18 protein-coding genes and 5 pseudogenes are annotated in these 19,683 nt (G+C 60.2%); 13 read left to right on the forward strand and 10 right to left on the reverse strand.

The window, feature by feature from the left end:
* The first annotated feature begins 51 nt into the window (after nucleotides 1–51).
* Complete coding sequence (locus B6S01_RS17065) at nucleotides 52–2,163, forward strand: bifunctional rhamnulose-1-phosphate aldolase/short-chain dehydrogenase (RefSeq protein WP_051908076.1); 2,112 nt, start codon at nucleotides 52–54, stop codon at nucleotides 2,161–2,163.
* A gap of 21 nt (nucleotides 2,164–2,184) precedes the next feature.
* The gene (gene rhaI, locus B6S01_RS17070; protein WP_037463577.1) at nucleotides 2,185–3,477 is read left to right on the forward strand and encodes an L-rhamnose catabolism isomerase; all 1,293 of its coding nucleotides are present in this window, start codon (nucleotides 2,185–2,187) and stop codon (nucleotides 3,475–3,477) included.
* Nucleotides 3,478–3,572: 95 nt separating this feature from the next.
* On the opposite strand, the pseudogene B6S01_RS22180 reads toward rhaI, so the two are convergent.
* Nucleotides 3,573–3,953: pseudogene (locus B6S01_RS22180) on the reverse strand (NAD(P)/FAD-dependent oxidoreductase); the annotation flags it as partial.
* A 135-nt stretch (nucleotides 3,954–4,088) separates the two neighbouring features.
* Between B6S01_RS22180 and tnpA the strand changes: the two are divergent.
* From tnpA to B6S01_RS22240, 3 genes and pseudogenes are all read left to right on the forward strand, one after another.
* On the forward strand, nucleotides 4,089–4,511 hold the full coding sequence (tnpA, locus tag B6S01_RS17080) for an IS66-like element accessory protein TnpA (RefSeq protein ID WP_197053200.1): 423 nt from the start codon (nucleotides 4,089–4,091) through the stop codon (nucleotides 4,509–4,511).
* Nucleotides 4,508–4,858: an IS66 family insertion sequence element accessory protein TnpB gene (gene tnpB / locus B6S01_RS17085; RefSeq protein WP_037463591.1), complete on the forward strand. Its 351-nt coding sequence runs from the start codon at nucleotides 4,508–4,510 to the stop codon at nucleotides 4,856–4,858. Before tnpA ends, tnpB begins: the two co-directional genes overlap by 4 nt.
* A 67-nt stretch (nucleotides 4,859–4,925) precedes the next feature.
* A pseudogene (locus B6S01_RS22240) lies at nucleotides 4,926–5,318 on the forward strand (IS66 family transposase); the annotation flags it as partial.
* On the opposite strand, the pseudogene B6S01_RS21725 reads toward B6S01_RS22240, so the two are convergent.
* Nucleotides 5,307–6,041 (reverse strand): annotated as a pseudogene (locus tag B6S01_RS21725) (IS110 family transposase); the annotation flags it as partial. The pseudogenes B6S01_RS22240 and B6S01_RS21725 overlap by 12 nt on opposite strands.
* 454 nt (nucleotides 6,042–6,495) lie before the next feature.
* On the opposite strand from B6S01_RS21725, the gene B6S01_RS17100 reads away from it, so the two are divergent.
* The 4 genes and pseudogenes from B6S01_RS17100 to B6S01_RS17115 all read left to right on the forward strand — a co-directional run.
* Entirely contained in the window at nucleotides 6,496–7,740 is a 1,245-nt protein-coding gene (locus B6S01_RS17100) for a site-specific integrase (protein WP_037467461.1), read from the forward strand.
* Complete coding sequence (locus B6S01_RS17105; RefSeq protein WP_007015333.1) at nucleotides 7,737–8,693, forward strand: tyrosine-type recombinase/integrase; 957 nt, start codon at nucleotides 7,737–7,739, stop codon at nucleotides 8,691–8,693. The genes B6S01_RS17100 and B6S01_RS17105 overlap by 4 nt, the downstream gene beginning before the upstream one ends.
* Complete coding sequence (locus tag B6S01_RS17110; RefSeq protein ID WP_037467462.1) at nucleotides 8,686–9,693, forward strand: site-specific integrase; 1,008 nt, start codon at nucleotides 8,686–8,688, stop codon at nucleotides 9,691–9,693. The genes B6S01_RS17105 and B6S01_RS17110 overlap by 8 nt, the downstream gene beginning before the upstream one ends.
* Before the next feature lie 107 nt (nucleotides 9,694–9,800).
* Nucleotides 9,801–10,034, forward strand: a pseudogene (locus B6S01_RS17115) (transposase domain-containing protein); the annotation flags it as partial.
* Nucleotides 10,035–10,061: 27 nt separating this feature from the next.
* Here the strand turns inward: B6S01_RS17115 and B6S01_RS21155 are convergent.
* From B6S01_RS21155 to B6S01_RS17145, 7 genes and pseudogenes are all read right to left on the reverse strand, one after another.
* The gene (locus B6S01_RS21155) at nucleotides 10,062–10,172 is read right to left on the reverse strand and encodes an FAD-dependent oxidoreductase (RefSeq protein WP_156103383.1); all 111 of its coding nucleotides are present in this window, start codon (nucleotides 10,170–10,172) and stop codon (nucleotides 10,062–10,064) included.
* A gap of 9 nt (nucleotides 10,173–10,181) precedes the next feature.
* Nucleotides 10,182–10,963, reverse strand: a pseudogene (locus B6S01_RS22245) (IS5 family transposase).
* A 163-nt stretch (nucleotides 10,964–11,126) separates the two neighbouring features.
* On the reverse strand, nucleotides 11,127–11,792 hold the full coding sequence (maiA, locus tag B6S01_RS17125; protein WP_037467468.1) for a maleylacetoacetate isomerase: 666 nt from the start codon (nucleotides 11,790–11,792) through the stop codon (nucleotides 11,127–11,129).
* Nucleotides 11,789–13,084 carry a fumarylacetoacetase gene (gene fahA, locus B6S01_RS17130; RefSeq protein ID WP_037467471.1) on the reverse strand — a complete coding sequence of 432 codons (1,296 nt, stop codon included), beginning with the start codon at nucleotides 13,082–13,084 and terminating at the stop codon, nucleotides 11,789–11,791. Before fahA ends, maiA begins: the two co-directional genes overlap by 4 nt.
* Nucleotides 13,081–14,373 carry a homogentisate 1,2-dioxygenase gene (hmgA, locus tag B6S01_RS17135; RefSeq protein WP_037467474.1) on the reverse strand — a complete coding sequence of 431 codons (1,293 nt, stop codon included), beginning with the start codon at nucleotides 14,371–14,373 and terminating at the stop codon, nucleotides 13,081–13,083. The genes fahA and hmgA overlap by 4 nt, the downstream gene beginning before the upstream one ends.
* Nucleotides 14,367–14,654: a DUF2783 domain-containing protein gene (locus B6S01_RS22025; RefSeq protein ID WP_081570531.1), complete on the reverse strand. Its 288-nt coding sequence runs from the start codon at nucleotides 14,652–14,654 to the stop codon at nucleotides 14,367–14,369. Before B6S01_RS22025 ends, hmgA begins: the two co-directional genes overlap by 7 nt.
* Before the next feature lie 297 nt (nucleotides 14,655–14,951).
* On the reverse strand, nucleotides 14,952–15,311 hold the full coding sequence (locus tag B6S01_RS17145; RefSeq protein ID WP_081570532.1) for a hypothetical protein: 360 nt from the start codon (nucleotides 15,309–15,311) through the stop codon (nucleotides 14,952–14,954).
* Nucleotides 15,312–15,677: 366 nt separating this feature from the next.
* Here B6S01_RS17145 and B6S01_RS17150 point away from each other — a divergent pair, with 366 nt between their 5' ends.
* Complete coding sequence (locus B6S01_RS17150) at nucleotides 15,678–16,163, forward strand: MarR family winged helix-turn-helix transcriptional regulator (protein ID WP_051908384.1); 486 nt, start codon at nucleotides 15,678–15,680, stop codon at nucleotides 16,161–16,163.
* Between the two features lie 3 nt (nucleotides 16,164–16,166).
* Here the strand turns inward: B6S01_RS17150 and B6S01_RS17155 are convergent, their stop codons facing one another.
* Complete coding sequence (locus tag B6S01_RS17155) at nucleotides 16,167–17,063, reverse strand: LysR substrate-binding domain-containing protein (protein ID WP_037467520.1); 897 nt, start codon at nucleotides 17,061–17,063, stop codon at nucleotides 16,167–16,169.
* Nucleotides 17,064–17,231: 168 nt separating this feature from the next.
* On the opposite strand from B6S01_RS17155, the gene B6S01_RS17160 reads away from it, so the two are divergent.
* Genes B6S01_RS17160 through fghA form a run of 3 tightly spaced genes read left to right on the forward strand, consistent with a single transcriptional unit; the run spans nucleotide 17,232 to nucleotide 19,633 of the window.
* Nucleotides 17,232–18,344, forward strand: coding sequence for an S-(hydroxymethyl)glutathione dehydrogenase/class III alcohol dehydrogenase (locus tag B6S01_RS17160; protein WP_037467480.1), 1,113 nt, complete (start codon nucleotides 17,232–17,234; stop codon nucleotides 18,342–18,344).
* 30 nt (nucleotides 18,345–18,374) lie between these two features.
* The gene (locus tag B6S01_RS17165) at nucleotides 18,375–18,776 is read left to right on the forward strand and encodes a VOC family protein (RefSeq protein WP_037467484.1); all 402 of its coding nucleotides are present in this window, start codon (nucleotides 18,375–18,377) and stop codon (nucleotides 18,774–18,776) included.
* 8 nt (nucleotides 18,777–18,784) lie between these two features.
* The gene (gene fghA / locus B6S01_RS17170) at nucleotides 18,785–19,633 is read left to right on the forward strand and encodes an S-formylglutathione hydrolase (RefSeq protein ID WP_037467521.1); all 849 of its coding nucleotides are present in this window, start codon (nucleotides 18,785–18,787) and stop codon (nucleotides 19,631–19,633) included.
* The last annotated feature ends 50 nt before the right edge of the window (nucleotides 19,634–19,683 follow it).

The following is a 19,683-nucleotide window of genomic DNA, read 5'->3' on the forward strand; positions in this document are numbered from 1 at the left end:
TAATAACGCAAAGGATTGATCAGGAAAAGCGCAAATGATAATGGGAGCGCCATGAACATGCAAAATCCAGTCTCGTCGGCGGCCATTCCCTTTGCCGTCCCCTCCAGCCGCTGGGACGATGGCGTTGCAGCCACGCTCAGCCCAGCCGAATTGCTGCTATATCGCTCAAATCTGCTCGGTTCGGATCTGACGGTGACAAATTTTGGCGGCGGAAATACCTCAGCCAAGATCCGCGAAATCGACCCGCTGACCGGCGATCAGGTCGATGTGTTGTGGGTAAAGGGGTCTGGCGGCGACATCGGTTCGATGAAGATCGACGGCTTTTCAACGCTGTATCAGGACAAGCTGCTTGGCCTTGAGAAGCATTATGGCGGCCCTGACGACGATGACAAGATGGTTGGCTACCTGCCCCATTGCACGTTCAACCTCAATCCTCGCGCTGCCTCCATCGATACCCCGCTGCATTCGCTACTTCCTTTTGCACATGTCGATCACGTCCACCCCGACGCCATCATCGCGCTGGCTGCTTCTTCGGGCGGCGAAGCGGCGACGAAGGAAATCTGGGGCGGCAAGATCGGCTGGTTGCCGTGGAAGCGCCCCGGCTACACGCTCGGCGTGCAGCTGCGCGATTTCGTGAAGGCCAATCCGGGCGTCGAAGGCGTGATGCTGGCGGGCCATGGCATCATCTGCTGGGCCGATACCGCCAAGTCCTGCTACGAACATACCGTTCAGCTGATCGCGGACGCCGCCAAGTATCTCAACGCGAAGCTGGCCGAGAAGCCTGCCTTCGGTGGTCAGGTGGTCTCGCCCAATCCGGATCGTGCAGCGATCGCTGCTGACCTGATGCCCCGCCTGCGCGGCCTGATGACTGGCGCACGCACCAAGGTCGGTCATTATTCGGATGATGCCGAAGCGCTGGAATTTGTGGGTTCGGCCGAATTTCTGCGCCTTGCCGCGCTGGGTACGTCCTGCCCCGACCACTTCCTGCGCACCAAGATCGCGCCGCTGCCGCTCGACCCTGCGAAGCTGCAGGATGACGCCTATCTGGCAGATCAGATCGCGGCCTATCGCGACATGTATGCGGCCTATTATGAGCGCTGCAAGCGGTCCAACTCGCCCGCCATGCGGGACGCCAATCCGATAGTGGTGCTGGTGCCAGGCGTCGGCCGCATCACCTTCGCTGGTGACAAGACAACGGCGCGCCTGGCCGGTGAATTCTACGGCAATGCGATCAACGTGATGCGCGGCGCAGAGGCGATCGGCAGCTATATCGCGCTGGACGAGCAGGAAGCGTTCGACATCGAATATTGGCTGCTCGAAGAGGCCAAGCTGCAGCGCATGCCCAAGCCCAAGCCGCTGGTCGGCAAGATCGCGCTGGTGACGGGCGGTGCGGGCGGCATCGGCGCGGCGACCGCCGCGCGGTTGCTGGCGGACGGCGCTTGCGTGCTGCTGGCCGATCGTGACGCCAACGCTATCGAAGAGGTTCGCGCGGGCTTCGCCAAGCAGTTCGGCAAGGATGTGATCCGTGCCGCCGTCTGCGACGTGACCGACGAAGCGCAGGTCCAGGCCGCATTCGATGATTGCGCTCGCGAGTTCGGCGGTCTCGATATCCTCGTTGCCAATGCGGGCATCGCATCGTCGGCGCCGATCGAAGAAACGACCGTCGCTTTGTGGCGGAAAAATTATGATGTGCTGGCGGAGGGCTATTTCCTCACCGCTCGCGCCGCCTTCCCGTTGATGAAGCGGATGAAGGAGCAGGGCGGCGCGTCAATCGTGTTCATCGGTTCGAAGAATGGCGTCGCCGCCGCGACCAACGCGTCGGCCTATGCCTCTGCCAAGGCAGCCGCCAACCATCTAGCGCGGTGCCTGGCGCTGGAAGGCGCGCCCTTTGGCATCCGCGTCAATACGGTGAACCCGGATGCGGTCATCAAGGGCAGCAAGATCTGGGACGGCGACTGGCGCAAGGAACGCGCTGGCGCACATGGTATCGACTCCGGCAAGGAACTGGAGGAGCATTATCGCCAGCGTTCGATGCTGAAGCGGGACGTGTTGCCGTCCGATATTGCCGAAGCGGTTTACTTCCTGGCTGGCGACATGTCCGCCAAATCGACCGGCAACATGATCAATGTCGATGCGGGCAACGCCCAGGCGTTCACGCGCTGATCGGCCAGGAGAGGTAATATCATGAGCAACCTGCCCATTTCCGCCGAATTGATCGCGGAAGCCAATGCCCGGGACGCGCAAGCCCTGGAAGAAGATTATGCCGCGCTCGGCCGCAAGCTGTCCCGCACCGGCATCGATATCGACGCGATCAAGGACCGCGTCGCGGGCTTTTCGGTCGCGGTGCCGAGCTGGGGCGCGGGCCGGGGCGGTACGCGCTTCGCCAAGTTCCCGATCGCGGGCGAGCCGACCAATATCCATGAGAAGCTGGAAGATTGCGCCGTCATCAACCAGCTTAGCCGGGTAACGCCGCGCGTGTCGCCGCATTTCCCATGGGACAAGGTAAGCGATTACAAGGGTTTGCGGGACGAAGCTCGGAGCCTTGGTCTGGGCTTTGACGCGGTGAACTCCAACACATTCCAGGATCAGCCGGGACAGGCGCAGACCTATGCCACCGGATCGCTTTCCTCCACGGTGGAAGCGACGCGTCAACAGGCGGTCGAACATAATATCGAATGTATCGAAATCGGGCGCCAGTTGGGTTCAACCGATCTGACCGTGTGGGTCGGTGATGGCACCAATTTCCCTGGCCAGCAGGACTTTGCGCGCAGCCTTGACCGCTATCTCGATGCGGCCGCCCAGGTTTATGCGGCCCTGCCTGATGACTGGCGCATGCTGCTGGAACACAAGATGTTCGAGCCCGCCTTCTACTCGACCGTGATCTCCGATTGGGGGTCGTCGATACTCGCGGCGCAGGAGCTGGGACCCAAGGCGAAGTGCCTGGTGGACCTTGGTCACCACGCGCCCAATGTGAATATCGAACAGATCGTGGCGCGCCTGCATCGCTTCGGCAAGCTGGGCGGCTTCCACTTCAACGACAGCAAATATGGCGACGACGATCTCGACAGCGGTTCGATCAACCCGCACCAGCTGTTTCTGGTCTTCAACGAGCTGGTAGAGGCGGAACTTCATCCGCGTGACGGGTTCAACCCCAGCTACATGATCGACCAGTCTCACAATGTGACCGATCCCATCGAATCGATGCTGTCCTCGGCCGAAACGATTACGGCCTGTTTCGCAAAGGCGCTGCTCGTCGATCGCGAGGCGCTTCATGCCGCGCAGGAAGGCAATGACACAATGATGGCGTTCCAGGCGCTGCGCCGGGCCTATAATGTCGATGTTGCGCCGATCATAGCGAAGGCGCGAGCCGATGCCGGCGGCGCAATTGATGTGCTGGCGACATACCGCGCCAGCCAGTGGCGCGAACGCAAGGCGCAGGAACGAAAGGCCGTGGGCCTGGGTGCCGGGATCGTCTGATGATCGAATTTGTGGGGTGCTGCCATGGGGTAGCCCCCCCGTTCTTGTACGACACCCTTGGCAACGCCATTGCGGGTGATGATCCGATCCGCCTTGAGATTTTCAATGATCCTGACGCCCCGGTTGCGCGCTCCCTTGGCGAGAGCATTCGTGACATCGACCGGGTTCACCTGCCCATTGCCAGGCACGAAATAGGCGCCCCACAGATCGTCGGTGAAAACATAAGGGAAACGCTCGGCGATTTCTGCTGGCGAAAGATATTGCGCCTCAAAACCGGCATATTTCGCGCGCGAAACGCTTCGACGCACATTTTCGTCACGCACCTCCGTTAGGGCGAGCCCCAGCGATCCGTTTTCAATGTAACCGGTCGGCTGACCCGTTTCCTCTTCCAGTTCACGGAACAGCCGCCGTCGTGCATATCGCAAGGTCGGTTTGCGCTTTCGAGCTACGAAGCTGGCCAACGATGCCCGCGGCATGCCAGGTCGTACCGCAGGTCAGCGTCTTCCGCTCGATAAGCACGACATCGGGCTCACCGTAAGCGCGAAAACCTCCCCACATTTTCGCAGGCGCCGATCTGGCTATGTTTCGCCCCTCATCCGAGGGGTATCGTAGTGGCTGATGATGTAGGAACATTCGAAACAGGTTTCGAAAGGCAGGAGGGTCAGCGGCCCTCGCGTATGGATGTCATTCCAGCAGGGCCGATGCGGCGGCGCTGGTCGGCCGAGGCCAAGGCACGGATCATCGCGTCGAGTTTTGAACCCGGCGCCAACATCGCGGAAATTGCGCGAACGCATGGGCTGCTGCCGCAGCAGCTCTACGCATGGCGGCATGACAGCATTCCGGGCAAGCGCCTGGCGAGCAAGAAGCTGGGCTTTGTTCCGGCGGTGATCGAAGATGCGGGTGGTCCCAGCTCGGCTGATGGTGGAGGCGATGAGATCGTGATCCGTACGGCCGCCGTCGCGATCCACGTGCCGCCGGGCGCGAGCGAGGAACATATCGCCCGGGTGCTCGCCGCTGTGAGCCGGTCGGGATGATCATTCCGCCAGGGCCGCTCAAGGTGATGGTGGCGACAAAGCCGGTCGACTTCAGAAAAGGCGCGATCAGCCTGGCGGCGCTGGTCGAGCATGAACTCGGACTCAAGCCCTTCTCTGGGGTGGTCTTCATCTTCCGCTCGAAGCAGGCGAACAGGATCAAGCTACTGGTGTGGGACGGCACGGGCCTGGTGCTTGTGAGCAAGGTCTTGCAGACCGGAGTCTTCCATTGGCCCCGGGCGCACGATGGCGTGATGCGGCTGTCGGCATCGCAGGCATCAGCCTTGTTCGAAGGGCTGCAATGGTCGATGCACACGCCGCGCACTCAGGTTCCGGTAACGACACGATAGGTCGCACGCCCGATTCCCCTGATCGAAATGCCATTGCCGAGTGCTCCGAAGCTGCCAGAAATGGGGCATGTCCGCCACTGCAGCCGACCTTCCTGACGATGTCGCCACCCTCAAGGCGATGGTCCTGGCCGGCCTCGAGCGTGAAGCTCGGATGCAGCATATCATCGACCAGATCACCCGCACGACATTCGGGAAACGCTCAGAAAAGCTGAGCGAAGATCAGTTGGCGCTTGCCTTCGATGATCTTGACGTCGCCCGTGCTGAACTGGAGGCGCTTGGCGAGCAGGCGGCTGGTCAGAAGAAGGAACGGGCACGAAGGGAAAGCGGGACAGCACGGGCGTCGTTGCCCGCGCACCTGACACGCATTGAGGAAGTGATCCTTCCAGACGAGAAGGAATGTCCCTGCTGTGGAGGCGCGCTGCATTGCATAGACAGCGACATATCGAGCCGGCTTGATGTCGAAGTAGCTCGCCAATTTCTGCGCACTCTCGAAGCGGCTAATTTCCCCGATGGAGGCGAGCACAGTCGTCGCAACGATCGCATTTACGCCGGCGATGGTCATAAGCTTGCGGGCCCGCGGATCATCCAAGGCGCGCCGCGCGAGCTGCCGATCAAGATCGTGCAATTGCCCTGTCAGTCGATCGAACTCGTCGATGTGTCGGAAGAGCATGGCCTTCTCGTCTTTCGGCAGCGGCACTTTCTCCAACCAGATGCGTCCCCCTTTAGTGAAAAGAGCGCCAGCGTATCTGGGGATGAGATTTGTGTGCAAAATGCTTTGGATGCGGCTTTTCAACCGCCCGACAGAGCGCACCAGCGCCGCACGTTCAGATGCCATGCGGCGTCGCCCGATCGTATCGTCGTCAGCCGCCCAAACCTCAGGCAAAAAGCCAGAGGCATGCAGCTTAGCCAGGATCACGGCATCAACCTTGTCGGTTTTTACGCGAGCATGGGCGATCGCACGCACCTCACCCGGATTGGCGATCACCACCCGTCGTACAAACGGCGATAGGAGGCGGACAATAGCCGTCGTATTGCCCGTCGCCTCCAAAACGAGTTCATCATCCGGGCGAAGGCTTCGGCCGAACTCGACTACCGTGTCATGCTCCAGTTCGACCCGCTTTTGCTCGACGATTTGTGTGCCCTCGAGCACCGCCACCTGGGCAAAAGCTCGATGCACGTCCATTCCGATCACACGCATGGGACATCTCCCTCGTTGCACGATCGGGAGCGCAGCGGGCCTGCACGACAACTACGGATCCGCGCTCTCAGCGCAACCGGGCAAGTCGCAGGGGCAGCCAGATAACAACACGAGCTCTCAGCTCACTGTCTAGGCGGCTTGCCCACCTTCATGCACTCCCGGCGCCCCTGTCCCGGTGTTCTCCCTCTACCATGAAAGCAGCGGAGCTAACACCATTGCCAGGGCGCCATCCCCTACATGCCTGATAACAACACCGTTGAGCGGTCAATCAGGCCGCTTACCCTCCAGCGGAATTATGCGAAGCGCCGGATTATGCGCAGGTGCCAACGGCGGGTTGTGCCCAGTCCGCTATTTTCCGCCGCATACGTTGCAGCATGACTAACTTTAGCTGCACATAATACGCTCCCCTCTCCGACCACCATCTGGAGAGGAGCGTTTTATGAAGTCTGATCTATTGCAGCCGGGTCCGCGCCGCTGGCTGACGAACAGTGTCTTTTCGTCCGTGGAGGAGGAGTATGTCTCTTATCTTCGAGCGGGCCGATATCATCCGCACACAGTGCGAGTGTATTTTGCTTGCGTCGCGCATTTCGCGAAGTGGACGACCGAGGAAGGCTTGGACATCGCGCTGATCGATGAGGCGGCGCAATGGAGGTTCCTGGATACCCATGTGCCGTCTTGCGATTGCCCTTACCCGGTCCGCAAGGTGCACCACGAGTTGCGCGTGGCTATCCGGCACCTTCTGCGTGTGCTTCGTGCCCAAAGGCGGATTGCGGCGATCGAACAGAGGGGCTGGCTCGATGGTGAACTGGCGGCCTTCGATCGCTACATGCGCGATGTCGGTGGCCTGGCGGACACAACGCGGCGGCAGCGGATCCATATCATTCGCCGGCTGCTCCTTGAGCGGTTCGGTGATGGCGAGATTGATCCTGAGAAGCTCGACCCGGCAGTCGTCCGGCGCTTTGTCATCGGCGAAGGCCGTTGTTGGAGTAGTGGCGCCGTGCGTGTCGCTGGCGGCACAGTTGGATGTTATTTCAAGTTTCGCAAGATGTTGGGCGATGATGTCGGTCGGCTCTTGCAGGCGATTCCGCGGGCCGCGCATTGGCGCCTGGCGGAGTTGCCCGACGTGTTGTCGCCAACCCAGATTGACGAGGTTCTCGCGTCATTCGACGATCATCTGCCCTCACGGCGGCGCGCTTACGCAATGGTCAGATGCGTCACCGATCTCGGGCTACGATGTTCCGAGGTCGTAAAACTTCGCCTCGACGACGTCGATTGGCGCAACGGGATCATTCGTATAGCCAGGACCAAGACGCATTTCACCGACAGCCTTCCATTGCCGGTGGCCACCGGCGACGCCATCGCAGACTATTTGCGCCATGAGCGGCCGAAGACCAGTAACCGTGCGATTTTCGTTCGCCATGTAGCGCCGTATGACGTCCCGATCAGGGCGGGCGTCGCCAAGCATGCGGTGATCGCGGCTTTCGCACGATGCGGATTGGATCGGACTGATCCCCACATCCTTCGTCACAGCATCGCGAGCCGCCTGCTCAGCGACGGCACGCCCATGAAGCACATCGCCGATATCCTGCGTCACCGTAGCCTCGACACGTCGAAGATTTACACCAAGATCGATCTCCGTCGGCTGTCGGCCGTGGCCATGCCCTGGCCAGGGAGGGCCTCATGATGTCGATTACCATGACAGCGCAGGTAGAGGCCTACCTTGCCGAGCGTACATCGCTGGGCTTCCGTGGAGATGGGCCGAACGCCAGCCAGCTTCGATCCTTCGGCAGTTTCTTCGATAGTTCTGGCCACCAGGGTTCGCTGACATCGGACCTAGCCATTGAGTGGGCAAAGGGGCATGCGCGAGGCAGTGAACCGCGAGCGTGGGCGCGCCGGCTCGACATACTTCGGCCTTTCGCCGCCTACCTTCTGCGGGAAGATCCGGCCACTGAGTTCCCGCAGGCCCAGATATTCGGCAGGTCCCAGCGCAGGGCCACGCCCCATATCTACACTGAGGACGAGATCTCGGCGTTGCTTGCAGCGGCACGTCGCCTCGACCCAGAAGGTGGCCTGCGGCCTGCTGCGTTCGAAGCCTTTTATGGACTGATTGCCGCAACCGGCCTGCGCGTTTCCGAAGCGATCAAGCTGCGCTGCGCCGATGTGGACCTCGGAAGTCGATGTTTGACGGTCCGGATGACGAAGTTCAGCAAATCGCGGCATGTGCCGCTCCACGCCACCGTCGCCGTTGCGCTCGCCGACTATCTTGGCATGCGGGACCGCTTCCTGCCACGCGTGGCTGAGGATCCATTTTTCGTCTCGACCCCATCACGATCGCTAAAAAAGCGTGCGGTACATTGGACATTCCAGAAGTTGCGCGACGAAGCCGCCATCGTTGCCCGCGGTGCCTATCGCAACGTTCGCATCCATGACCTCCGGCACACATTTATCTGCAGGCGCATTCAACGGTGGCAAGCTGAGGGTGTCGATATCGACAATGCGATCGCGGCCCTCTCAACCTACGTCGGTCATGCAAAGGTGTCAGACACCTACTGGTATTTGACCGGCATCCCGGATTTGATGGCCACCGCAGGCAACCGCTTCGAGAGTTTTGCTTTCGGGGAGGCGGTTCATGACTGACCGTACCCCTCCAACATTGCCGACGCTCGTCCAGCGCTTCTTTCTGGATCATCTCGGTGAGCAGCGCGCGGTCAGCGCTCAGACCGTAGCGGCATATCGGGATACCTTGCGCCTGCTCCTCAACTACGCGGCCGTGGCACTCCATCGAACGCCCAGCGCTATCACGTTGCCCGATCTCGACGCGCCGTTGTTGCTCGCCTTTCTCGACCATCTCGAGAAGGATCGAGGCAACAGCGTTCGAAGCCGCAACGCACGTCTCGCCGCGATCAGGACGTTCCTTAAATATGCATCGCATCACGACCTTGCGTCGCTAGCAACGATAGAACGGGCGCTGGCAATCCCCTTCAAGCGATTTGATCGATCAATGGTCGGGTTTTTGTCACGGCCCGAGATCAGCGCCATTCTCGACGCACCTGACCGGCTTAGCTGGGCTGGACACCGCGACCGCGCCTTGTTCAGCATGATGTACAACACGGGCGCCCGCGTTTCCGAGATGATCGGCATGCGGTGCCGGGACGTTGTGCTTGAAGGTCAGCCCGCCGTGCATCTGCGTGGCAAGGGCCGCAAAGAACGCAGCGTGCCGCTCTGGCGTCTGACTGCCGCGCTCATCAGGTCCTGGCGCCGCCAGATCGGCGATCCCTCTGGGGATAGTTTCCTGTTTCCGAACCGAAGCGGCGGCCGCATGACCCGCTCGAACCTCACTCAGCGCTTGAACCTTGCCGTTGTGACCGCAGGTCGCAAGAATCCAAGTCTCCTTGACCGCCCGATCACACCCCATACGGTTCGGCACACAACAGCGATGCACCTGCTTCAATCGGGCGTCGATATCACCGTCATCGCCCTGTGGCTCGGTCATGAAGATACGGCCACGACGCATATGTACGTCGAAGCCGATCTCGCGATGAAGGAACAGGCTCTGATGAAGCTGCAACCAAGCGCCGCCGCGCCGGGCCGCTTCCGAGCCTCGGACAATCTGATGAGCTTCCTGCAGTCGCTGTGATTATGTGAAGTTTATGGCTGCGGGTCTAGTGCAACAACTGGCCCCGCCGTTGGCACCTGCGCATAATCCGGCGCTTCGCATAATTTCGGTTATGGAAAGGTATGCATAACCGTAAAAATGCCCTGTTCACAGGTCATGATCTGGGGGCTGAAAACTGGGCGACGTTCGCCAGCCTCATCGAAACCTGCAAACTGAGCGGTATCAACCCGCAGGCCTACCTCACCGACGTCCTCGCCCGTATCGTCCTGCGCGGCGACGCAGATCCGATCGATGATCTGCTCCCCTACAACTGGCTAGATAGCCGCGCCCCCGTCAGCGCCGTCATCGATCAGGCCGCCTAACGCCTCCCAGTGGGAGTGTTTTAGCGCTTACGGCTCACCCATCTTTGCGAGATGATAAGCGGTCGAGCATCCGGCGATACCGCCGCCGATGATGACGACCTTGGCGCGCGATGGAACCGAAGGGGCAGTTGAGGACATATCAGATTCCTAGGTTCTGTTGACAAAGTTAGGTAGCCATTTGCGGATGGCTGCGAGATTGAGGAAGCTGGCGAAGGACAGCGCCGTTTTGTCGTAGCGTGTGGCGATGCGGCGCTGGTGCTTGAGGTAGCCAAACATGCGCTCGATGCGGTTGCGATCTCGATAGCGACGGAAATCGCATGGGATGTGCTCGCGTCGATTGGCCTTGGGCGGGATGATCGGCAGAATGCCGCGCATCAGCAGGTTCGAGCGCACAGCGTCGCCGTCATATCCCTTGTCTGCCAACAGAGCCTTGGGCTTGTTGAGCGGGAGCGCCATCAGATCATCGACGGCCCCGTAATCCGAGGCCTCGCCGCCGGTCAGGATAAAGCCGAGAGGGCGTCCTTGATTGTCACAGCGGGCGTGGACCTTGCACGTAAAGCCGCCGCGTGATCGACCAAAAGCCTCCTTATGAGTCCCCCTTTAGCGCCCGCTGCCGAAACATGGCCGCGAACTGTGGTGCTGTCGATCATGTGCTGCCAGTCGTCGGTCAACCCGAACTCGACCAGCGTTGCCAGGATCGCATCCCAGACCCCTTGCTCGGCCCAGCGCCGGAACCGGACGTAGACCGAGTTCCACTTGCCGTAGCGCTCGTGCATGTCGCGCCAGGGACAGCCAAGCCGCAGCACGTGAAGCATGCCATTGAGAAAGCGCCGATTGTCGTGGGCTGGACGGGACTTGCGCCCTCGCTCGGAGGGCAGCAGAACCTCGATCACACCCCAATCTTCGTCCGTCAGGTCTCCACGCGCCATACTGCTCCCCGCAAAGAGCAGCCTTGAATCAGAGTTCAGCGCTTTTGGGAATCCACTTTGTCAACAGGACCTAATGCGACTTCGTTGTCAACCAAACTATCTTATCATGTCCGGGGATGCAAACGGAAAATGCTGTCGTCTGCTTCCTGTTCGACGCGACGTCTTACTTGTCTTTAAGCGCCAGATCGCTGTCGGGCTGCAGGTCGGGATGCGCGGCAGCGACATCCGGCCGTTCCCCAAGGCGCGCCGCCACTGCCAGAATTTTTGGGAACGCGTCCAGCGCCACGCGGAACCGCTCTGCCGAATAGACTTGGGGAACGAGGTGGCAATCAGCCATCGTGATCGTGTCGCCGAACGAATAACGTCCGCCATGATGGCTGATCATGGCTTCAAGGGCGGTAAATCCCTCCACGATCCAATGGCTGATCCAGCCGCTGACAGCGGCTTCGTCGGCATCGAATTCAGACCGCAGGCGGTTGAGGACGCGCAGATTGTTGAGAGGATGAACGTCGCAAGCGATGAGCAGGGACATGGCGCGCACGATAGCCCGGTCGTTGGGGATGCCGGGGAGGAGAGGGGGATGCGGCCAGCTTTCCTCCAGCCATTCCAGGATCGCCGTCGATTGCGTGAGCACCGCGGATTCAGTTTCCAGCGCGGGGACCAAGCCTTGCGGGTTGAGCTTGCGATAGTCCTCCGATCGTTGCGCGCCGGTGCTCAGGTCAAGTGATTCCTGCCGGTACTCCACGCCCTTGACGTTAAGTGCGATCCGCGTCCGATAGCTTGTGCCCGACCGCCAATAGCCGTGCAGGACTAGCGGCGCCGGGCTCATCCTACGATCCTGGCGCGGCATTCGCCAAAGCCGATGCTTCTATATCCTTCGGCCTCCGCCGATGCCTTCATCAATATCTCATCCCCGTCCTGCAGGAAGGTCCGGCTTTCACCGTTCGGCAGATTGATGGGGGTTTTGCCGCCTTCGGTCAGTTCCAGCAGGCTGCCGAAACTGTCTTTACTCGGCCCGGACAGCGTGCCGGTGCCCAGAAGATCTCCGGTCTGCATGTTGCATCCGTTGACCGCGTGGTGGGTGACCAGCTGCGCGACGGTCCAGTACATGCTGCGCATCTCGCCGCGGCTCAGCCGGGCGGGCGCATGGCCGGCGGCGCGCATCGCAGCGGTTGAAAGATATACCTCCATTATCACCGAATAGGCGCCCTTCGCCTGATCCCCCGCATCGAACAAATAGGGGAGGGGCTCCGGATCGCCTTCCGGCCGAGGCGGTTGAGCGATGCGGAAAGGCGCAAGCGCCGCGCTCGTTACAAGCCATGGCGAAACGGTCGAATGGAAGTTCTTGGCCAAAAAGGGTCCAAGCGGCTGATATTCCCATGCCTGCAGGTCGCGGGCGGACCAATCGTTCAGGATTGAAAGGCCTGCAACATGACGTTGCGCGTCGGAAATCCCTATGGGTTGCCCCAATTCATTGCCTTCGCCGAGCCAGATCGCCATCTCAAGCTCATAGTCCAGCCATTGGCTAGGCCCGAAGATGGGCGCATCGGCATCAGGCATCTTGCGCTGGCCATGAGGGCAAACCACGGTCCCCCCGCTCGGCCGGACGGAAGAAGCGCGTCCATGATAGCCGATGGGGACATATTTATAGTTGGGCAGGAGCGGATTGTCTGGCCGGAACAGGCGGCCAACATTTTCCGCGTGGTGAATCCCGGTATAGAAGTCGGTATAATCGCCGATGGCAAACGGCAACTGCAGCGAGCAGTCCGTTGCGGCGTAGAGATGCGGGGTCAGCTTCGCCCTGGACTCGCTATTTGTGAGCAGATCGAACAACGCACTCCGCAAGGCATCGGCCATGGCATTGCCCGACGCGAACAGCGGGTTGAGCGTCGATGCCGTCGCAAGCTGCGCAGCGGCCTTCGCCTGCCCATGCAGGTCTGCGGCAAGCGCGCTGACATCCAGGATCCAGTCGCCGATTGCTACGCCGACCCGCGCCTGATCGCTGGGGTCCCGCTTGAATATGCCGAAAGGCAGATTCTGTACCGGAAACTGATCATGGCTGTCGGCGCCTTCCACCCAACTTGTGGCGCGCGGGTCATGGGTTTTGTCGATCATTGTCATAGTGGAAGCTGTGCCTTCACGAAACCATCCCAGCAGTTATCATAATCATCCTGCTTTTCTGGTATTGCCATTGCATGCGCCGTTGGCCTTATGACCCAGCGGCTTTCGAACATGAACGCCAGCGTGCCGTCGATCTTCAACGGCGCCAGCTCGGCTTCCATGGCGGCGCGCGTCGATACGGCGTCCGGCCCATGCGCGTTCATCTGGTTGTGGAGGCTCGCCCCGCCAGGCGTAAAGCCACCGCCTTCCTTGGCGTCATAGACGCCGTGGATCAGCCCCATAAACTCGCTCATGATATTGCGGTGGAACCAGGGCGGGCGAAACGTGTCTTCGGCGACCATCCAGCGGGGCGGGAAGATCACGAAGTCGCAATTTGCGGTTCCGGCAATTTCGCTTGGGCTGGTCAGCACGGTAAAGATGGACGGGTCGGGATGGTCGAAGCTGATGGTGCCGATCGTGTTGAAGCGGGCAAGGTCGTAACGGCATGGCGCCGTGTTGCCGTGCCACGCGACGACGTCAAAAGGCGAGTGATCGAGCATCGTTCGCCACAGCCGCCCTTGAAACTTCTGGATGAACTCGACCTCCGCCTCGACGTCTTCATACCAGGCAACGGGCGTTTCGAAATCGCGGGGATTGGCAAGTCCGTTGGAGCCGATCGGCCCCAGGTCGGGCAACTGGAAATGCGCCCCGTAATTCTCGCAAACATAGCCGCGCGACGGCCCGTCCAGTTCAACCGAAAAGCGCAGGCCCCGGGGAATGAGCGCGATATGACCCGGCGGGACGTCCATGCGCCCCATCTCGGTCTTGATATGCAGTGTCCCGATCTGGGGAGCGATCAGCAATTCGCCATCGCTCGATTGAAAGACGCGTCGATCCATCGACCTGTTGGCCGCGTAAACATGGACGGCGATGCCTGCGCCGGTGCCAACATCGCCATTGCCCCCGTAGGTGACGAGTCCTTCCACCCAATCCAGCGAGCCGTCGGGCATGGGCAGCGGGTCCCAACGCAGTCGGTCGGGGCTGACGGGCGCGTCGGTGAACGGCGCGCTCGCGAGACGCGGGGCCAGATCTATCGGCTCGAACGGCGCATGCGCCGCCATCGGGCGCATCCGATACAACCATGAACGGCGGTTCTGGACCCGTGGCATCGTGAATGCCGTTGTGGAGAATTGCTCCGCATAAAGGCCGTACGATGGACGTTGCGGGCTGTTCTGCCCCACCGGCAGGGCGCCCGGCACCGCCTCGGTTGCAAAATGGTTCAGAAAGCCGGTTTGATATTGTGTCACGATAGTTTCTCCCGCCCGGCGAGGCTCATGGCCTCCAACAGGATGTCTTGATGCCCGATATGATTGGCAAGCAGCAGAATGAGACGCGCATTGATCCGCGCCGATTCTTCCTTGCTCCGATTGTCGTGCAGCGCGATCAGCCTGGCGTAGATCCCATCCAGGTCCGCCAGCTTTGGTTCGGTATCAGCTTCATGCTGTTGCTCCCTTCGCTCGCGCAAGGGCCGAAGCGACCGCTTCCGCGTCTGGCGACTTCCACTGGGCGGCCCCCGACCTTTTCGATGCATGCGCGGAGAAACTTCATCTCGTCGGCCTTGGTATCGGCGGTCCCGATTACCAAAACGGTGGATCGTTCAGTCATTGTAGAACCTCTGCCTTTGAGCGGCAACGAAGTCGCAGCTTCTGCTTTCTGCGAGATAGCTACGAATTCCTCCTGCGTGCCTTATCTTTTTATTGATGATCGTCATCCTATACTAAAATGGATTTCATCGCTGTTTAAAAGTTCATGGAATTACGTTGGCTTGCGAGAATGATCGGTATTATAGTCAGAGCGGTAGCAGTCGCAAATATTCCAGACCCGATCATCACCGCAGGATAATTGCTGTTTGGCCCAAGTTGGGAAGCCGCAAAAGCTGGGCCAATCGCCAGACCAATATATTGTATCGGTATGGCGAACCGCAAAAGCCGCCCTCCCCCCCCGTGTCACGTGACGCTATGATACCCAGCAGGAGAGGCTGGCCCGCATTCCAGCAGAAGTGAAAAAGACCATTCAGGCCCAGAAACAGCGCATAGCTCTGGTCGATCGCGAACGCGAAGATCGACACGGCTCCGACGAGCAAGATTACAGCCGCTTGAAGAAGCACGATAGACAATGCGCCGGCAACGCCCGCAAATTGTGAGATCGAAAGAATGTGCGAGACCGCCAGACTCGTCAATACCTGCATCCCGCCCGATTAAAGCCATGTAGGTCCGAGCCGCAGCATAACCGATGAAGATAGCAGCACCGACAGAACGGCAGAAAACCGGACAACGACTACAGCTTGATGTCGGTTACCGAGATATGTTCCGCTTCGCCGCTCACTTCCTTACGGTTCGGAAGTGAAAGAACCAGCGGCAGACAGACTGCTGTGACAACTGCATGGGGTACGGGGGTAGGCCCGTTCAACCTTTCAACTCACTGCGCTTTGCTTTCCCGTCAGTGTAATTACATGATCCTCATGCCGGCGAGCTTAAATCGATAAATTGATAACGCTCACGTAAAGATTTTGATACGGTAGCATAATGACGGGTTTGATTGCATGAGGACGCGCATGGCGAAGCGGGCAGAAATCGACGAGGAAACAGAGCCGCGACTGCAGCTGGATGCATTTTTGCCGTTCGAGCTCGCGGTGATTGCCAACCGCATTTCGCAGATGATTGGCAATCTGATCAGTTCCAGCTTCGATCTTCAGGTGCCGGACTGGCGTATCCTCGTGACGCTGGACAGATATGGCCCGCTGCCGCCCAACGAAGTGGCAGAAAAAACCGCGATGGACAAAGCGCGGGTCAGCCGTGCCCAGCGGCGGTTGAGCGATCTCAAACTGGTGTCCACAGCCGACGATCCCGAGGACGGACGGCGAAAGGTGCTGTCGCTGGAGGCGCTCGGCCATGAGGTCTGCCGCGAAATCATTCCGGAGGCGCTCGAAAAGGAAAGGCAGTTGCTCAACTGTCTTACTCCGGCTGAAGAAGTCGCCTTTCGGTCGATCCTGGCCAAGCTTCATACCTATACCGAAGGCATTACCTTCGAGGACACATGAACTCTAGCCTTCCGACTTGGGTCGGCTCATCGCCGGTCCCAGTTCCCGACGCAGGGCCTCTAAAGCCTGCTGCACTTTGGGCAGTAGATGGCGACGCTGGGGATAGACAGCCCATATCGGCTCGTCGTCTGGCTGCATGTCCTCCAGCAGCAGTTCAACCATGCCATGCTTGAGAAACGGCAATATGTAGAAGTCGGGCAACTGGCAGATCCCCAGGCCTGACACACATGCCTCGATGACGGCGTGACCGCTGTTGCATCGAAAGCGGCCGTTGGGCCGATGGACGACTTCCTGAGCGCCCACCTTGAAGTGCCAGGTGGCCGCCGTTCCGGCAATGCACTCATGATTGTCCAACGCTTCGACCGAGGCGGGGCGGCCTGCTGATGCCAGATAGCTAGGCGCGGCACATGTATACACCGTGCGCGAGGCTACCCGTGTCGCAATCAACCGCTGGTCGGAAATTTCCCCGGTCCGAATAGCCAGGTCGAAACCTTCCGCGATCAGGTCCACCACCCTGTTGGACAGATCGATCGACAGCGAAAGCTTGGGATGCTGCATGGCGAACCGGCGCAGGATCGGCGCCAGGAACCTTTCGCCCATGGCAGTTGAACATGTCACGCGCAGCTGACCTTGTGGCTCGTTCTGCTCCCCTATGAGGGCGATGGCTTCGTCTCGTTCCTGCACGATACGCTCGCAGCGCTCCAGAAACACTCGCCCTGTGTCGGTCAATTTCACCGTCCTGGTCGTGCGATTGAACAACTGGGCCTGCACACGCTGCTCCAGCGCCATGATCGAACGGCTGACATGTGTCGTCGACATGCCCAGCGCCCTGGCGCCCAACGTGAAGGAGCCCGCGGTAGCAACGCTGATGAACTCGTCGATCCCATCCCACTTCGACATGATTATCCCAAATATGAAATAATGATTTTCCAAAACAGCATATTATCACGCAGTTGGAATAGGACTAGAGTGTTTTCTCAAAGGTGGAATCATTCGGTAGTTCGCACACCGCCGCACAGCCGAACCTCCAAACCCCATCCGGCAATTTTTGATGGCAAGGAACAAGCAATGAAAACGCGCGCTGCTGTCGCCTTTGAAGCGAAAAAGCCCCTCGAGATTGTGGAGGTCGACCTGGAAGGACCTCGCGCTGGAGAGGTCCTGGTGGAAATCATGGCGACTGGCATCTGCCATACCGACGCCTATACGCTGGATGGTTTCGACAGCGAGGGCATCTTCCCTTCGATCCTGGGTCATGAGGGCGCAGGCATCGTGCGCGAAGTGGGACCGGGCGTTACCAGCGTGAAACCGGGCGACCATGTGATCCCCCTATACACGCCGGAATGCCGCCAGTGCAAAAGCTGCCTGTCGGGCAAGACGAACCTGTGCACCGCGATCCGCGCGACGCAGGGCAAGGGGCTGATGCCTGACGGTACGACGCGCTTTTCCTACAAGGGCCAGCCGATCTTCCACTATATGGGTTGCTCGACCTTCGCCAATTTCACCGTCCTGCCCGAGATCGCGGTGGCGAAGATCCGGGAGGATGCTCCTTTCCAGTCCAGCTGTTACATCGGCTGCGGCGTTACGACGGGCGTGGGCGCCGTCATCAACACCGCGAAGGTTCAGGTCGGCGATAATGTCGTGGTCTTTGGCCTTGGCGGCATCGGCCTCAACGTCATCCAGGGCGCGCGCCTTGCCAGCGCTGGCAAGATCATCGGCGTCGACATCAATCCCGATCGGGAGGAATGGGGCCGCAAGTTCGGCATGACCGACTTCCTCAGTTCGAAAGGCCTTTCGCGCGAAGAAACGGTCGCGAAGGTGGTCGAGATGACCGATGGCGGGGCCGACTATACCTTCGATGCGACCGGCAACACCGAAGTGATGCGCACGGCGCTGGAGGCATGCCATCGCGGTTGGGGCACATCGATCATCATCGGCGTGGCCGAGGCGGGCAAGGAAATTTCAACCCGTCCCTTCCAGCTGGTGACCGGCCGTAACTGGCGTGGCACCGCGTTTGGCGGGGCCAAGGGTCGCACCGATGTCCCCAAGATCGTCGACATGTACATGACAGGCAAGATCGAGATCGACCCGATGATCACCCATGTCATGGGCCTGGAGGAGATCAATACCGCGTTTGACCTGATGCATGCCGGCAAGAGCATCCGTTCGGTCGTCGTCTTCTAAAAGCTTTATATTGACGAGAGGAAAAATATCATGGCAGTCATTTCCGGTGACGGCGTCTTTTCGCATACCTGCGTGGGCGCCGCCGACCTTGCAGCTTCCGCGGCCTTCTACGACGCGGCAATGGCGCCGCTGGGCGTCAAGAACCTTGGGCCCTTCGGCGAGAACATCATTCTCTACGGCAAGGACAAGCCAGCTCTGCTGGTCATGCGTCCGGGCAATGGCGAAGCGCCATCCAGTAACGGCGTGACCATCGGTTTTGCGGCAGCGGCTACCGATCAGGTCGATGCCTTCCATGCGGCCGGCATCGCCGCCGGTGGCGCCTGCGAAGGTGAAGCCGGTCCCCGTGGCCATCTTCCCGGCGCCTATGCTGCCTATCTGCGCGATCCGGCAGGCAACAAGATTTGCGCCTATACCTTCACGGACGGCAACTGACGATGGCGATGGAGCAGGTCAGCACGAACCGGTCGTTCGGCGGCGAGCAGGGGGTGTATAAGCATGTCTCTGCCGCCACCGGGACAGAGATGACCTTCTCGGTCTTCGTTCCCCCGCATCAGCCGGGAGCCAAGCTGCCGGTTGTCTGGTATCTGTCCGGGCTGACCTGCACCCACGCCAATGTTACGGAAAAGGGTGAGTTTCGCCGTCTCTGCGCGGAACTCGGACTGATTTTTGTCGCGCCCGACACATCGCCGCGCGGCGAGGGCGTGCCGGATGACCCGGCAGGGGCTTATGATTTCGGTCTGGGTGCAGGCTTCTATGTCGATGCGACACAGCCGCCCTTCGACCGCCATTATCGCATGTGGTCCTATGTGACCCAAGAATTGCCAACCCTGATTGTGGAAAATTTCCCGGCGGACATGGAACGGCAATCGATCATGGGCCATTCCATGGGCGGGCATGGGGCAATCACCATCGCCCTGCGCAATCCCGGCAGATATGCGTCGGTGTCAGCCTTTGCGCCCATCGTCGCGCCCAGCCAGGTGCCCTGGGGCGAAAAGGCGCTGGCCGGCTATCTCGGGGAAGACCGAGCCGCCTGGCGCGGGCATGACGCAGTGGCGCTGATCGAAGACGGCGCACGCCTGTCCGCCCTGCTGGTCGATCAAGGCAGCGCAGACCCTTTCCTGGCGGAGCAACTGCGGCCGGAGTTGTTGGAAAATACGTGCAAAGCGGCGGGGATCGACCTGACGCTGAATTTGCGCGAGGGCTATGATCATAGCTATTATTTCATCTCGACCTTCATGGCAGATCATCTGCGCTGGCATGCCGGCAGGCTGGGCGTCAAAAGCGAATGATGGTTGGGATCGACGCACTGGAAGCGGCGGAGTGCGGCATGTGCTGGGCG

It is taken from the genome of Sphingobium herbicidovorans (assembly GCF_002080435.1).
Classification (GTDB): Bacteria; Pseudomonadota; Alphaproteobacteria; order Sphingomonadales; family Sphingomonadaceae; genus Sphingobium; species Sphingobium herbicidovorans.